Source organism: Paenibacillus sp. Marseille-Q9583 (assembly GCF_976954365.1).
The window spans coordinates 59,236-75,958 of sequence record NZ_CDRJTB010000027.1; the positions used below are offsets into that span (position 1 = coordinate 59,236).

A 16,723-nucleotide genomic window follows, 5' to 3' on the forward strand; every position below is an offset into this window, starting at 1 on the left:
ATAAATGCTTTGTGATTCTACGCACTTCCTATCCCTAATGATTGGAAGAACAAGGGTTAACAATCATTATTTTTATATTCTGACACTTGACTGTTAGCGCTTCATCTATGATAATTACAACCTCACCCAAAAAACTAGGACTGGAAGAAAATTGATTTTGAAAAGAGGCGGTCGTTATTAGCTGGTTAAGTGATCTATATAAATTACAGAAGCGGGAGCTAAAAAAGGACATTGAGCCCTCTTTAGTCAATGCCATCTTTCGGATGTATGATAGATTTCCCAGGATTGGACTTAAAGAGCGGATCGGCCAGCAAGATATGTCTCTGGATATCGCTGATGCTTATATTAATGGTAGAAACGCAATGATTGAAGCTGGAGTCGGCATCGGTAAGTCCTTTGCATACCTCATACCCAGCCTGCTCATTAACCAAGTCTCAAGGCAACCGATCATTATTGCAACATCCTCCATACAACTTTCAGAACAGATCCATAAAGATCTGAGATTCATCGGAAGCCGGCTCGGATTTACATCGGTTCGCTCCGTAGTCGGAAAAGGCATGGGGCAATATGCTTGCCGATACAGGGCAACAGACCTGTTACAACCTGATGATTCAAGCTCTCCTCTATCTACGCTTGCCCAGCGTATTGTGAATTATGACATTGATGAGCGAGCAGATATTAAGGGCGGAGTTAGTGATGCAGTATGGTCTAATGTTTGTGTGAATGATTGTAAATTTGAACGATGCCATTATAAAAGTACATGTTCATTTTACGAGATGAGAGCGAAGATTAACGCCGACGCCAGCGACATGGATTTTATTATCGTCAACCAGGACCTGCTCATCCGTGATTTGATCAAGAAAAAAGAAGGAACGAAGGGATTAATCACTGAACGGCCAGCTCTGATCGTAATCGATGAAGCTCATAATCTGGAAGCAAAGGTTAGAGATGCTAGAACGCTCGAGTTTACATACCGGGGAACCTGCCGTATTCTGGATGACACCTTACAGATTCTCTTCAAGCAATCCGCAGATAACAGCCTTTTGCCGCAATTTAAATTTTTAAAAAGATGCGTGGGTCATATTTTCAAACAGGTAGAAGCGGATTTGCTGCAAACAGCCAAGCAGGATAATGACCGGATAAAAGTGTCAGAGATCACAGGGACTCCGTTAAAGCGGGTGGCTCAGGTTTTGAAAGAGTTTAATCTCAGCTTATCCGTCTTAACTTCCAAGCATGAGCGAGAGATCGATAATCTTTTTGAAGCCATAAACGGACTTATAGATCTCTTTGATGTACTAGCCGGAGTCCAGGATAACTACCTGATTTGGGGAAGCAATACCCAGCGTGAGGCCACTATTAGTATCTGTCCTAAAGGCATAAGCCAGTTCCTAAGATATAGCTTATTTAACGGGAAAACATCTGTTATTTTAACGTCAGCAACCATGTGCCAAACCGGAGAAACACTAGAGGAACAATATGCATATCTGACGCAGTCGCTCGGTTACAAGGGAGATTATATGGAGCGCCAGGCTTCGCCGTTTGATTATGACAACCACAGCATGATGTATATTGCTAAGGACATCCCTTACTACAACCATCAGAACAAGGTAGGTTATCTTGAAGCGGCATACAAAGAAATGCTGAGGCTCTGTAATTTAACGGACGGACGGACATTGGTTCTTTTTTCAGCGAAGGAAGATATGAAGTACATTCATAATAAATTAAAATCCGAGAAGCTTGCATGGGCGGTGCATGTTCAAAGAGAAGGATCGTCTCAGGACGGGGTGATCGCTGAATTTCGTGGCAGTAAAGGCGTTCTTCTTAGTACCGGTGTATTCTGGGAAGGCGTCAATATCGAAGGTTCTGATTTGTCGCAGTTAATTATTTTCCGTCTGCCTTTCCCTGTTCCTTCCGATCCTGTCTATGAATATAAGGCATCATTGGCGAAGGAACCCTTAAATGACGTTTTCGTACCGGACATGCTGCTTCGGTTAAGACAAGGAACCGGGCGACTGATCCGTAGTGAGACTGACCTTGGTGTACTCAGCATACTTGATTCCCGTCTGTCTGCTGCTGCAAAAAAGGATTACCGGGATAAGGCACTGAAATCTTTACCATTTAAAAAGGTTACCGAGGATTTTAGAGTGCTGGAGAAGTTTGTAAAAGAAAAAGAGATACAACTTAGCGTTAAGTAGAACAGGCTGTACCGTCCTCAAAGGAACGCGTATTTTTTTGAATAGCGATACTGTGTATCGCTTGGGGGATCCTTTTCAGCATGAAAAATAATAGACAAGCCTGAAGCGCTTCTGTGCCAGGCTTGTCTATTTTTTGCTCTATCAGCTCTCCGAAGCTGATGATCTATTTATCATCCTTCATTCTATCATTCAAATTGTTCGTAGCCTCAAATGTGACGATAATCATTTACCCAAGGCAAAATAACCATCACGCTAGTACCTACCTCAACTTCTGAGTCTACCTTAATTTGTCCCCCATACATTTCTATTAATTGTTTACAAATTGATAATCCAATTCCTGTCCCTTTTTGCTTGGTTGTAAAGAAAGGGTCAAATATCCGCTTTAATTTATCCTGTGGAATTCCTTCCCCATTGTCTTTAAAAATAAGTATAATTTCGTTAGTCTCAGCAGAGGTGCTAACTGTAATGTCTATTCTGCCGCTAAATGCTGTGAATGAATCAATACTATTTTTTAATATATTTAGAATTACCTGCTCTAGTCGAGAGGCGTTTCCATACGTTAGTACTTTCTCTAGAGAATACTCCACGGTAAGAATAATATCATCACTAAGTATGAGTTGATTCACGATGTTATTAACTCTATGTATAACCTCGATAACGTTATATACTACGCCGTTATTTTTCGAACTATCTCCTTTTCGAGCCAGTACTAGGAAGTCCGTTACTAATCCGTTCAGAGCATCAATCTCTTTGATGGTTATATCCAGATACGCACGCAATTCATCCGCCTTGATCTCCGGTTCATATAGCCTGTTATTTACAAGCTGGGCAAACCCTTTAATCGAAGCAAGCGGATTCCGTATTTCATGTGCCATACCTGCTGCCATTTGTCCCATAACAGCAATTTTTTGTTCATGCAAATTGTCAATCTGTTGATTTTTATTAGATAAATAACCCTTTGCAAAGCCCGTAAAACCGGTCCAGTTGCTTTCCATTAAACGATTATAAAAAAACAATCGAGTCGTAGAATCATCTTCCATCTCTTCAATGATCTTAAACATAATATTCTGAGCGATTAAGATTAAATCCTTGCTCATTTCAAGTAAGATATCAAAATGATCACCGAATATTTCTGCAGTATAAATCCCTTGCTCCACCCCCTCTTTTTCTAGTATGTTTAGGTATTGGTCGTAATCAAAGGAATCCAAGAACAGTGCCTCTATCATACTCATTAATATCTTGTTGAATGTTGAATCTAACAATTCCTTATGCGTCTTTACAAACCAGGCGGATTCGATATTATTCATAGTTATAGAATGGTAATGCCTATCTAAAATAATTGGAACAGCTAGGGTTAATGACGAACGTAATGCATCTGCTCTATATGACATTTTCATCCTCCCTCTTTGTTGTTTTGTATTCAATATATATGTATATTTTCCTGCTTCAAAAGAAACAGTAAGTTACTATATTTCACAAAACCAGCATTCCTTTGTCAAGCAACCCATTCACTGATCTGGAACTGTATCATTAGTGTGCAGTGCATATCAGCAATTGAAGCAATACTCATATTGAACACCTAAAAAAGAGTTGTCCCATAAGTCATTCCTCTCATGACTTATGGGACAACCTCTTAATGGAGCTCGACCAAATCCGGCCCCGAAATCTCTTGAAATGTATCTTGTATAACAATCTTTGGATAAATGGGCATTGGATGTCGAATCCTTGCCCATCTGTCGCAGAAATTTTAATTGTAGCGATAAGTTTATGCTGGTCTACCGCCGTTTGATGGTACAGTCAAGTCTTCGAACTATTAAAAAGAAGAGCAGCCAATCTTAGCCGCTCTTCCATTCGTTCCATCATTCTCATGTTAATTCGTAATTACCCATTTTTGCCGATCAAGAGTAGGATCAAATTCGCTTAGAGACAATGTTGTTCCATCCGCTGATACTTCCAGCGCTTTCTTATGATGAGCAGAAATAATGCTTAGAGTACCATCATCATTCTTGTGAAGAATCCAACGCTGATTGTTATATCCGAGATAATGGTACAACTGAATTTTATTTTGCCCTGTGTCGAGATCAAGCGCCTGACCGGCTGTTGTACGAATAGAATAGGAACCTGAATCGTCCCCCGTCGGCACGAATACCCACTTCTGATCCGTAGAATCATTCGCATCCTTCAGGGTAACAGCTTCACCATTTGCGAGATTTGCTGTATAAAGGGATTTCTGTAGTTTTGCATTTACTAAACTAGATGTGGTCAAGTTGGCAGGTGTTTCTCCGCTCACGTTAACGTTTTGATATGAAACATATCCACCAAATACATGTAATCCAAAGCGACCTTCTGCAAAAGTGCCATCCTGCAGGTCGATCACTTTCTGCCCGTCCACATAAACTACAATATGCGGGCCCATCGCTTCGATTTTTACTTTATAGGTTTGACCCGGCTGAATGAACGTCGGAACTTTCGCCAGTATTTGACGCTCTTCAAAACGGCTTTCGATTTTATAAAAGAGACGTACGGACTTCATATTCGGATCCAGATTTAAGTAGTATCCGCTGCGTCCATCTTCGCTGGCTCGGAACAACATAGAACCTGCTCCCCCGGATTTACCTAACATCATATCTGCTTCATAAGTAAAGTCTCCAGCCTGCTTCTCTGCGATATAATTCGCGTCACTGGGGTAATTTCCACGAATTCCATTTTCACTAATGACCCAAGAGGCTGCAGAAAGATCTTTAGTCCATCCCCCTAAGTTCGTATGAAATTCACCATCAGTTACCTTAACTAATACGCTTGTTGATGTCTTCCCATTTGGAGTAGAGACAGTAATGATAGACTCGCCTTCTTTTTTTCCTACAATGGTTGCCTCTGAGTTATCTGCCATGTTTAGTTCAACTACATCTTTGTTACTGGAATTCCATTTCAGCGGCTGTGCCCCATTACCTGTTCCATTCTCTACCATTGCCAAGAGCTTGTCGCTTTGCCCCTTGCTCAGTTCACGATCATTTGTATCCATCATTATCTTGGTAGCGGAATTGGACTCCTGATTCCATACAGAGCCTAACCGATTCACCTTCAGAGATACGACCTTTACGTTGCCTCCCTTGGTGTAAAAGCTCAAAGCTCTGCTGGCTGGATCCGGGAAAATGACGTCAGAGAAAACAACTTTACCGTTGTTGCCAAAAACCTCAACAGAAGACTCATCTACAAGGATACGCATCTTAACACGCTTATTCTCCGTTTGCATTGGTGCTTCATGTCTTGTACTAAATAAACTCGAAAAATCCGTCAAACCAGATGCAGACCGATCCACGAAAATCTGACTCTCACTAGGTTTATATCCAACTACCGTTTTCTGACTTCCACCTACACGAACGTTAAAACCAAATTCACTAACCTGACTACCTGTTGGAATTTCTACTTCAGCTTCAATCTCGTATGCACCAGAGGTAACCCCTTTCAATAGATTCTGAGAAGAAGGACTCACCTCTTTGTTAACAGTAGAATACAGCTGACTACGCAGCAATTCCAACTCCTTGATCGGACTTTGAGCGAGCTGAATCCCATCTTTTGTCGTCACTAATGAGACTTCTCTTGGGATTGACAGTACGCCCTTCCAATGGGTCGTTGGGAAAGCAAACGGATAGTCCCAGTTTGTCATCCAAGCCATCATTACGCTGCGATGATCTGGCATGTTCGAAAAAGACATAGAAGCGTAGAATTCTTTTCCAAAATCTGTTCGCAATACTTTCCCTGCCGGATTATCATTAACGAATTTACCTTCCGCTGTTAAATGACCCACAAAATATTCAGCCTCTGATCCGCCTGTTTTTGGATTCGCTCCTGTACTAATCATCAGAACCCATTTCTTCTGTGATGTTCCGTCTACCGAAAGCTGAAGCAAATCTGGACATTCCCATACACCGCCGCGAACATAGTCCCCGTATCCCCAACTATCTGTTAGGGTCCAATCAAGTAGATTCGTTGAAGTAAAGAAACGAATATGATCTCCACCGGATACAACCATGACCCACCTGTTATTGTCGTTATCACGAATCACTTTCGGATCACGGAAATCCCAACCTCCGGGCTCCACTCCATTATCGCCTGGATTCTCGACAACCATTGGACGCGTCTTGGAATATTCCCAAGTACGACCTTGGTCCTTACTGTATGCAAGACCGATACGCTGATTCCCATTCGGGCCATCGGGATTATAGGAAGTGTAGTAGGCAATCAGCCCCTTGCCTTCTGAATCCCCGAATAAGCCTGATGCATTCGTCAAATCTGCCACAGCTGATCCAGACCAGACATGCCCATGATCATTCCACGGCAGCGCAATCGGAAGGCGCTTCCAGCTCAGCATATCTTTACTGACAGAATGTGCCCATGTGCCTCCGTCCTGATGGAATAGATGATATTCTTCTTCGAAGTAGACCAGTCCATTCGGATCACTTGCAGAACCACGAATTGGCGTATAGTGATATTGAGGACGATATTTTTCATTATAATAACTGCTAGCATCCGTCACATAAGTATCCTGGAAGTAAGCCGTTCCTTGTTTAACGACGATTCCTGCATATCCATCGGTGTAGGTTTTATCTGTTAGATCGATTGCAGCCGGGGTGTATCCGTCTAGGAAGACCTGAATTCTATTTCCATTTGCCTTTATCTCTACGTGATGTTTTGCTCCGGTCTGACTTGGATAGGTATGCTGTGAATTTGCAATGGTTGTTCCGTTAGCTTTCGTCAAGCTTACACGGACCTGATTTCCTTCCTTCGTAAGGGCTGCTTCATATCCCTTTGTTCCATCAGTCGATGAACGAAAGGCGAGCGCTGCAACAGAATCAGGACGAAGAGATATATTACCTTCATATACAAAATCAGCAGCTTGTTTGTTATATATTTGCAGTGACTTACTCTGGTTTGCTACCATTCCTTTTTTGCCGCTAATATTAGGCTGCCATTGTCCTTGATTTGTAACCACAGCACCAAGATTTCCTTTCAGATCACTTACGATTATGTTTTGGAACAAAACAGAACCATCCCATACATTGAGTCCTAGCTTACCTGTACGATACGCGTTATCTTGAACCTCAATCACAGGTTTATATGCATTGTCCCAATATATTTTCAGCGATGAACCCTCTGCTTTCACCTTGAGATGATAGATTTCTCCTGCCTTGACTGTAACCTTCCGCTCCTCTTTTAATTTCCCTTCACCACCACTTGCGTCTCGTAAGCGGATCATACCTGCATTCGGAACAATTTGGAGCATGTAGGAACCCCAGCCAGCTTCATTAGAACGGAACAATAAGGTCGCGTCAGCTTGCATATCCTTGATCATGACGTCAGCTTCATAGATAAAATCCTCTGACACCGTTTCGGAGATTGCCATTACATTTTCTTTTGGATCGGAAGTCAGTAAGATTCCTTCAGGAGTATCCACCAAATTACCTTTTCCTTTTATTTGCCAGCCTGTCAAATTCGTATTTGTATTGGTTACGCTTTCAAAAATAGAAAGTCCCTCCTTAGCTCGTTTGCTTACCTCCTGTTCAGCGACCGCAGCCCATCCAGTCCCGGGATTTGCTACATAAATGCCTGCTGAAGTCATTACAAGTCCTGTTACCATAAGAAAGCATATTGCGACTTTTCCTTTATTTTTCATCTTCTTTGCCCTCTTTTTCTATCATTAATATTGAAAAACAAGAAGGAGGCCAATTCATTACTGCACTGACCTCCTCTATATATTCTTTTACAATTGAGCAGAATTCTGACTTTCCAGTGCTGTAAGTCCAAGAGCCAGAGCACCGCATAATCCCGCCTGTTGGCCTAGTCCTGGTGGAACGATATACTCATCTATGTGTTCCAAAATGGTACTTGAGCTGACATAGCCGTTCAGGTTCTGAAGCACAGCCTGACGGATCAGTGGGAACAATTGTGACTGCTGCATAACACCACCACCCAGAATGATTTTCTGAGGAGAGTTAAGCAATATAGCACCCGTAATCGACTGTGCAATATAAAATGCTTCCATTTCCCATGCAAGGTGATCCATAGGAAGTTCATGGCCCTTCTTCCCCCACCTTGCTTCAATAGCAGGACCTGCCGCCATCCCTTCTAGGCAGTCCCCATGATAGGGACATCCCCCTGGGAATACATCGTCAGGATGGCGTCTCGTAAGAATATGACCCCCTTCAGGATGCACAAGACCATGTATGAGTTTACCTTCTGAATACACTCCCACACCAACACCCGTGCCAACTGTATAGTACAAACAGCTGGATAACCCTTGGGCAGCGCCACATTTGGCTTCACCAAATGCCGCCGCATTGACATCCGTGTCCCATCCAAAAGGAACCGAAAAGTTTCTTTTCAAAGTGCCCAGCATATTGTAATTTCCCCACCCTGGCTTTGGTGTTGTTGTAACGTAACCATACGTCGGGCTGTCTGTGTGAATATCAATCGGACCAAACGATCCAATTCCGATAGCTTCTACTTGCTTGCCTTGAAAATATTGAATAACTTTGGGCAACGTCACCTCAGGATGTTCTGTTGGGAAACTAATCTGATCTTCAATATCTCCATTTTCATTCCCAATGCCACATATAAACTTCGTCCCACCAGCTTCAATCGCTCCTATACGCATATACATGACTCCTCTCGATGACTAATTCTTGTCTTGCTCAGCAGAGGGAGTAAGCTCATAGATATCCAGGGAAATCAGCAAGTCATTCTCATTTTCTGCAAACACAGCTATACCTTTAGATTCTAGTCCAGGGAATATAAGATCCGTAATCACTGCCTGACCACCATTACTGAACGCCTCAACTGAAGAGCGATCCACAAAAATACGGAGATCATTTGACTCATCAAGCGCTTCGAGCTTGGCTGAATGATGTCCTACGAAATGTTCGTGGAAATCATGCTGATCTGAAGCCATCCGATCTACATAAAGCTCCTCTGTCTCACCGTTGATACCGATCACTGTTTGACTGTCCACACCTAATCTTACTTTGAAGCCTACAGATTTACCTCGAGTGAACTCAGCTATAATCTCATAAGATTCCAAGTGAATCTCCTTAAGAAGAGTATTGATTTCTTGCACCGTTGCCTCTTTCACAGAAAGGACTTGTACACGAGCAGATTCTAGCTCCCGTACCGGCTTCTGCACAAGAAAGATCTCCCCTTGTCTTGATTCGAGTTGAAGTTCCCTTGCAATCGTCATCGTGCCGCGGAATTCTTCTGCCGGCGTCTTGTTAGCATACATCCAGTTGCTCATCCAGCCGATAAATAGTCGTCTTCCATCTTCAGCCGGTATATCAGACCAGCTTACACCTGCATAATTATCTCTTCCATAATCAATCCAGCGAACTTTTATCGAATCTTCATCTGGCGTGAACACTTCTCCATCAAAATCCCCTGTGAAATACTGAGTTCTTGACCCTTCCACAAAAGCGGGATCCGCACCGATGCTCACAAGCATCACCCATTTCGTGTTCGAATGATCGCCATCAATAGCAAGTGGGAACAAGTCTGGGCATTCCCATACCCCGTCATGAGAACCGATTCCGTTACCAAATTCGCTGGCATATGTCCAGTTAATTAGATCAGGAGAATGATATAAACACACCGTTTGACCACAAGCTACAATCATCACCCATTGATTCGTATCTTGATTCCAAAATACTTTGGGGTCACGGAAATCAATGAATGTATCATGTTCAAGTACCGGGTTTCCTTCATATTTCGTCCAGGTTCTTCCGTTATCTTTACTGTAGGCCAAGCTTTGACGCTGAATGGCTGGCTTGCCTTCTGGCATATCCAAATGATGCGTAAAAATCGCTACTAAACCTGGTTTACCTTCAAAAAATCCAGTCGTATTATTCCAGTCAACTACAGCACTGCCGGAAAAAATCATACCTAATTCATCTGGAGCGAGAGCGATAGGCAGTTCATCCCAAGTAACAAGATCCTTGCTAACCGCATGGCCCCAGTGCATAGCTCCCATGGTCATTCCACCTGGATGGTGCTGAAAGAACAAATGATATTCACCCTCAAAATAAACCATTCCGTTTGGATCGTTCATCCACTTTTCCTTAGGGGAAAAATGATACACACCTCGGTAATTTTGTTTCGCAATCGTAGACATTATTGTTTTCTCCTTTACTCCCGTAATAAGATCTTAGTTCTAAGATCATCTCTCTTTATATAGATGAAGGTCGTGTATAGCAGTGTAACTGCATGGAACACGGCCTTCACCCCACAATATTAATTATTTGTTATTGGGTTGCTCTATCATATCCGCCTTGTTTAATTTGAAGCCATTCTTGCAAGCCCAGACGATCCAATTCTTTCAGATATTCATCCCACTGCGCTTCGACTTTACCGTTTTGGTACCATTCCGTGCGCATTCTAAGCACGTAGGCAAAAAGATCCGTTTCAATTGTCGTAAGGCGATCAAGCTCTTGAATGGAATGGAATACACTCGGCATTACGTTTTCTGCTTTCATATTTGGCGCCATGATATTCTTGATAATATCCATTCTGCTTTTGGCATCATCCGGCATGGTTGTGTATTTCCCATAATAAGAATCAAGAATAGCTAGGGGTCCACCGACACTTGTTTTCTCACGTAGCTCTACAGGAGCTGCACCCTCCAGTGGCAAATGTTTCAGCATTCCTTTTTCTTTATCAAATTCGAAAATATTCTGCTGGTTTTCATCTCCATATGTCCCCCAGTTGTTCTGTACAGATTGAATCGGATCGAAGAGTTGATCAACCCATTTCGCTGTCGTTTCCAAGTTCTTATTGGCGCTTGTGACAACCATCTTACCTCTTCCCAAACCAAGCGCGTTCGTTCTTGTTACGTTAACTTCACCATCGGGTCCAGCAAGTGGAGGCATAACTTCGTAGCTGTCATTATCTCCGGTGATATTGGCCTTATCCCATGAGAAGTAAAGTCCGTATTTCTGATCCTTTCCTTTTGCAAGGTAAGTACTCCAGTCTTGTGTGTAGGCTTCAATATCAATGAGTCCTTCTTTATACAGCTCGTTAATAAAAGAAACTGCTTCCTTGTAGTCTTCTTGTGCCGCCGTAAATATTACTTTCCCATCATTGCTCACAACCGCATGGTCAGGGTTCTCACCCAATCCAAACGAAGCAAATAGGAATGCCAGATCTTCTGCTCCAGGCTTGTTAATAAAGGACAATGGAATTTCGTCAGCCTTACCGTTGCCATTTGGATCTTTTGTCTTGAATGCAATTAATACTTCCTTTAATTCTTCTGTTGTTTTAGGCATATCAAGGCCAAGCTTCTTAAGCCATTCCACGTTGATCCAAGGCATACTATCTACCGCCTGGATTCTTTCTTTACCGCTACCCAGCTCTTCAATCCATGGAAAGGCATAAATATTGCCATCTGGTGCCGTAATCATACTCTTATATTCTGGTGCTTCTTCCAGCACCTTTTTGAAGTTTGGCATATTGTTCTCGATGAGATCATTCAGCGGAATGATGGCACCATCTTTAGCAAGCTTGAGCAGCTCATAGTCACTATAGTCCGCATTAAAAATTGCATCAGGAAGATCACCACTTGCCACAGCCAAGTTTCTTTTTTCAACAAATACGTCTTTGGTAAAATTCTTCCAATTAATATGAACATTCGTCTTTTCTTCAAGACGTTTATTAATCAGTTTTTCATTTGGATCAGTGGGTGCAAGTGGAGAGCTTTGCGTAATAAAGTTCAAAGTTACTTTACCGCTGGCGTCCTGTTCTTTACTAGCTGCACTTCCCCCTCCTCCTCCACCGCATGCACTAAGGAACATAAGTGAAGCAAGTACAGTTACAGAAGCTGCTTTCGTCGAAACTCTTGATTTCTTAATTCTTTTCATAGGGTATGACCTCCAAATTAGATATGAATGAATTAATCTTTATCTATGTGCAGCCTGTTTCCTACTTAAGGGAACCGACCATAACACCTTTTTCAAAGTACTTCTGGAAGAACGGATACATAACAATGAGTGGCAAACTGGAAACAACGATGGCAGCATACTTGATGATTTCAGACAATCGTTTCATTTCCGCCATGGCGAGTTGATCGCTGATCATGCCCGGATCTACCTGATTCTGGATCAAGATGGAACGCAACACGAGTTGCAGTGGATGAAGATTCGGATTATCTAAATAGATCATAGCGTCAAAGTAGGAATTCCACTGGCCAACAAAGGCATATAGTGCGAGCACAAAAACAATCGGTTTGGAGAGCGGTAATACGACACTGAAGAAAATCCGCATCTCCGAAGCCCCGTCTACATTAGCGGCTTCCTTCATTTCATTCGGAACTCCTTTGAAGAAAGTTCTAGAGAGAATGATGTTCCAAACATTGACTGCCCCTGGAATGATCACCGCCCATACTGTATCAAGCAGACCCAGGTTCTTAACGAGCAAATATGTAGGTATAAGCCCGCCCCCAAAGAACATGGTGATAATAAACAAGGTCATGAAAAACCCTTTTCCTTTGAGCCTGTCATCGGACAGTGCGTAACCGGCACAGATTGAGACGAGAACGGTAATCATAGCAAATGAAACAGAGTATAAAACAGAGTTTCCAAAACCTCGGATCATGGCCGGATTAGAAAGAATTTTTTTATACCCTTCTAATGACCAGTCCGAAAGATTGAATGATAATCCTTTACTGAGCAGCACAGATGGATCCATAAAAGAAGCAATCACTACATAAATCAAAGGAAGTACGATGATAAGTACAGCCAGTGTCAGGAAGATCGCGTTCAGCACGACGATAAAGCGATCTAATCCGGAATGTTTAATAGGCATAGCTTGTTGCTCCTTTCTTAGTAAAGACCTTCACCCTCATTCAGTTTCTTCACGGTGAAGTTAACTGTGAGGAGCAAGACGATGTTGATGATAGAGTTAAACAATCCTACTGCGGCTGAATAGGCATAATCGCCCGACTGCAAACCAATTTTATAAACGTAAGTCGGAATGATTTCTGAGGTTGGTAAGTTCATCGCCGTTTGCATGAGATAGGCTTTTTCGAAGCCAATGGACATAATCCCACCAGCTGCAAGGATAAATACAATAGCCATAATTGGACGAATGGTTGGCAGATCGATATGGCGTATTCTTTGTAGAAGATTAGCGCCGTCAAGATTGGCTGCATTATGTAACTCAGGATCGACATTAGCAAGCGCTGCTACATAAATAATGGATGCCCAACCGGCTCCGGTCCAAATATCAGATAAAATGTAGATCGAACGGAAGTACTCGGGACGAGACATGAACATAATTGGTTCACCTGTAAGCCAGGTGAAAAACTGGTTAATCGGTCCCGTTGGGGACAAGAAGATAAACAACATCCCGACCACAACGACAACAGAAATAAAGTTAGGTGCATACAAGAACAATTGAATGTTCTTTTTGACGCCTGCACGGCGAATTTGATTCAACATCAAGGCAAGCAGGATCGGAATTGGAAAACTCAGAATTAATCCGAAGAAACTTAATTTAAGCGTATTCAAAAAGATTACTTCGAAATTGGGGGAAGAAAGGAATTTCTCGAAGTTGTACAACCCTACCCATTCACTCCCCATAATTCCTTTGATTGGGCTGAAATTTTTAAAGGCGATAATCGCACCATACATAGGACCGTATTTAAAAATCAGGGTCAGAATCACAGCTGGTGCGAGCAAAATATAAAGAAAATAGTGCTTCTTTAAATAATCCATTAAGGAACTCTTATGTCGCGTCACCGTTATTCCGTGTTCGGCTTCTATTGGGTTATGCAATGCCTTTACCTCCGTTCTTATCAATGTTTACATCTTGATGCAGTAAGGGCTTTCAATCTCACTTATGTCCTGCTGCTTTTACAATTTACCAAACACTTAATCGTTCGTCAATACATTTTGTAAAAATATTTATGTGCATATGACAAATTATTATGTTCATAAATGACGTATTCTATTTTACATAATTACAAATACAGCCAATTCAAATAAGGATATATACTATAATCTCATCATTTTCTCAAAAACATGAAAACAAAGCTATTTTTTTGCACATACACACCCTAATAAAATGTAAACTAAATTGTGCATTTGTAAATATCATGTTGCTATTTTTAGCAAACTAATATACATTTAAGAGAGTTGGAATAATGGCAAATAGTACACTATTTGTGGCGAATATTAAGAACAAGAATATAGAGGTGAATTACATAGGTGGCCAGAGAAAAAGTAACCATACAAGATATCGCGGATGCTTTAGGAATCTCCAGAAACACAGCTTCTAAAGCCCTAAATGGAACGAACGGTATACCTGATGAAACCAGAAACAAAGTAATTAAGAAAGCAATAGAGTTAAAATATAAACAATTTGCTTTTATGGACACCGAGAGTGTTCAATCCAGAAACTCTGGAAACATCGCTTTATTAACAGAAAACTTACCTAACACTTCCCACTTTGGATCGAAACTGATCAGTGGCATGGAAAAAAGAATCAGTGCAGAGGGATATAATTTATCCATGCACATTATTAGAGACATTGATCAAGAGTCCCTGTCTCTTCCTAATAATTTTGATGTCTCCAATGTAGACGGAATTATTTGTATTGAGTTGTTCAATTCCGAATATAGTAAGCTGATTACAAGTCTAGGTATTCCAACTATTTTCATCGACTGCTCTGCAGATGTCTGTTACCCTGAATTCCAAGCAGATGTACTTCTCATGGAGAACGAACACAGCACATACCAACTTACCAAAAAGTTAATTGAGGGCGGTTACAAATCACTGGGGTTCATCGGGGACTATAATCACTGTAGGAGTTTTAATGAAAGATGGGTGGGCTTTAATCGCGCACTAATAGAATCCGGGATTCAGCTTGATCTCACACAATGCATTCTCGATGACGATCAACTATTTTTCTCAAGTCCAGAGTGGGCAGATACTAGACTAAGTCAAATCAATGAGCTCCCTTCTGCTTTCGTGTGTGCAAACGATTATATTGCGGTTACCTTTATGAAGTCACTCAAAAATGTGCTTTCCATTCCTAACGACATCGTCATTTGTGGTTTTGATAACGGTCCTGAATCAAGCATTGTAGAACCCCATCTTACTACGGTTCATATTTATAGTAATGAGATGGGTGTCAAAGCAGCCGAAATGCTACTTTCCCGAATCAATGATCCGAAGCAACCCTATCAGGTTTCTCATATTTATACCAAACTCATCATAAGAGACTCTACACCTAATATCAGTTGATGAATTCATAATTTAAATGAAGCAAAGAACCCAAGCAATTAGAAATTCAATCGCTTGGGTTCTTTATGTTTGTTAGACTACAAAAATGTCAGTACTCCCTTTATTGGGATTATAGCTCTTAATGGCATTAACAAAGCCAATGCACGATGTGATGTCTACAAAGAGAACGTCTCTTATTCATTCCCCATCGTGCTGATGTCGATGACGAACCGGTAACGGACATCTGAAGCAAGCACACGCTCCCAGGCTTCATCAATCCGGTCAGCAGAAATGACCTCGATTTCAGATGCAATATTATGTTCAGCGCAGAAATCAAGCATTTCTTGCGTTTCACGAATTCCGCCAATCATCGATCCGGCAAACGAGCGGCGGTGGCCGATCAGCGAGAATACGTTTACTGCCAAAGGATCAGCAGGCGCACCGACATTGACTAATGTACCATCCAGCGCCAAGAGCAAAAGATAGGCATCGATATTAATCTGCGCGCTTACAGTATTTACGATTAGATCGAACGAACCGGCAAGCTGTTTAAATGTCTCCGGATCGCTAGTGGCATAATAATGATCCGCCCCTAAATTCAATCCATCTTCCTTCTTCTTCAGGGACTGTGATAAAACAGTAACCTCAGCCCCCATGGCATGAGCGATCTTCACAGCCATATGTCCAAGCCCACCAAGACCCACTACAGCTACTTTTTTACCAGGAGCTGCTCCCCAATGACGCAGAGGTGAATAGGTGGTGATTCCTGCACACAGAAGCGGTGCAGCAGCATCAAGCGGAATACTGTCAGGGATCCGAACCACAAAATCCTCGGTTACGACGATATGGGTGGAATAGCCGCCTTGCGTATACTGCCCGTACCGGTCGATAGCTCCATAGGTGCCCGTATTTCCACTCAGGCAATACTGCTCCTCACCTTTATGGCAACTACTGCACTCTCCACAGGAGTCAACCATACAACCTACCCCTACCCGGTCGCCCACTGAGTACTTTGTGACTTCAGAACCAATCTGGCTGACAATTCCGGCGATCTCATGTCCCGGAACGATTGGATAGTTGACCGGTCCCCACTCCCCGCGGGCAGTATGAATGTCCGAGTGGCAAATGCCAGCGTATTTAATCTCAATAAGAACATCGTGCGGCTGCAGTTCTCGGCGTTCGATTGTGGTTAGCTTAAATGGACCTTCCTGACTGAATGTAGCGCGTGCATTAACTTTTATCATAGTAAAACCTCTCTTCTGGTTA

At 42.2% G+C, this 16,723-nt stretch carries 10 protein-coding genes; 2 read left to right on the plus strand and 8 right to left on the minus strand.

All coding sequences use genetic code 11. The features are described 5' to 3' along the window. Window positions 1-263 precede the first annotated feature (263 nt). The gene (locus ACWNM1_RS14475) at window positions 264-2,195 is read left to right on the plus strand and encodes an ATP-dependent DNA helicase (RefSeq protein WP_449601468.1); all 1,932 of its coding nucleotides are present in this window, start codon (window positions 264-266) and stop codon (window positions 2,193-2,195) included. A gap of 206 nt (window positions 2,196-2,401) precedes the next feature. On the opposite strand, the gene ACWNM1_RS14480 is transcribed toward ACWNM1_RS14475, so the two are convergent. The 7 genes from ACWNM1_RS14480 to ACWNM1_RS14510 form a co-directional block, all read right to left on the minus strand. Further along, window positions 2,402-3,586 (minus strand): sensor histidine kinase, encoded by a 1,185-nt coding sequence (locus tag ACWNM1_RS14480; RefSeq protein WP_449601469.1) that lies wholly within the window; start codon window positions 3,584-3,586, stop codon window positions 2,402-2,404. A gap of 479 nt (window positions 3,587-4,065) precedes the next feature. After that, window positions 4,066-7,869 carry a GH32 C-terminal domain-containing protein gene (locus tag ACWNM1_RS14485; protein WP_449601470.1) on the minus strand — a complete coding sequence of 1,268 codons (3,804 nt, stop codon included), beginning with the start codon at window positions 7,867-7,869 and terminating at the stop codon, window positions 4,066-4,068. 87 nt (window positions 7,870-7,956) lie between these two features. After that, complete coding sequence (locus ACWNM1_RS14490) at window positions 7,957-8,850, minus strand: ROK family protein (protein ID WP_449601471.1); 894 nt, start codon at window positions 8,848-8,850, stop codon at window positions 7,957-7,959. A 21-nt stretch (window positions 8,851-8,871) separates the two neighbouring features. Continuing rightward, window positions 8,872-10,353: a glycoside hydrolase family 32 protein gene (locus ACWNM1_RS14495; RefSeq protein WP_449601472.1), complete on the minus strand. Its 1,482-nt coding sequence runs from the start codon at window positions 10,351-10,353 to the stop codon at window positions 8,872-8,874. Window positions 10,354-10,483: 130 nt separating this feature from the next. After that, entirely contained in the window at window positions 10,484-12,094 is a 1,611-nt protein-coding gene (locus ACWNM1_RS14500; protein ID WP_449601473.1) for an ABC transporter substrate-binding protein, read from the minus strand. 61 nt (window positions 12,095-12,155) lie between these two features. Next, a complete protein-coding gene (locus ACWNM1_RS14505; protein ID WP_042125286.1) occupies window positions 12,156-13,037 on the minus strand; it encodes a carbohydrate ABC transporter permease in 882 nt (293 codons plus the stop codon). A 17-nt stretch (window positions 13,038-13,054) separates the two neighbouring features. Then, the gene (locus ACWNM1_RS14510) at window positions 13,055-13,948 is read right to left on the minus strand and encodes an ABC transporter permease (RefSeq protein ID WP_449601477.1); all 894 of its coding nucleotides are present in this window, start codon (window positions 13,946-13,948) and stop codon (window positions 13,055-13,057) included. Between the two features lie 492 nt (window positions 13,949-14,440). On the opposite strand from ACWNM1_RS14510, the gene ACWNM1_RS14515 reads away from it, so the two are divergent. Further along, window positions 14,441-15,478 (plus strand): LacI family DNA-binding transcriptional regulator, encoded by a 1,038-nt coding sequence (locus ACWNM1_RS14515; RefSeq protein WP_449601474.1) that lies wholly within the window; start codon window positions 14,441-14,443, stop codon window positions 15,476-15,478. Between the two features lie 173 nt (window positions 15,479-15,651). Here the strand turns inward: ACWNM1_RS14515 and ACWNM1_RS14520 are convergent, their stop codons facing one another. Next, window positions 15,652-16,701, minus strand: a complete 1,050-nt coding sequence (locus ACWNM1_RS14520) for an NAD(P)-dependent alcohol dehydrogenase (protein WP_449601478.1) — start codon at window positions 16,699-16,701, stop codon at window positions 15,652-15,654. Window positions 16,702-16,723 lie beyond the last annotated feature (22 nt).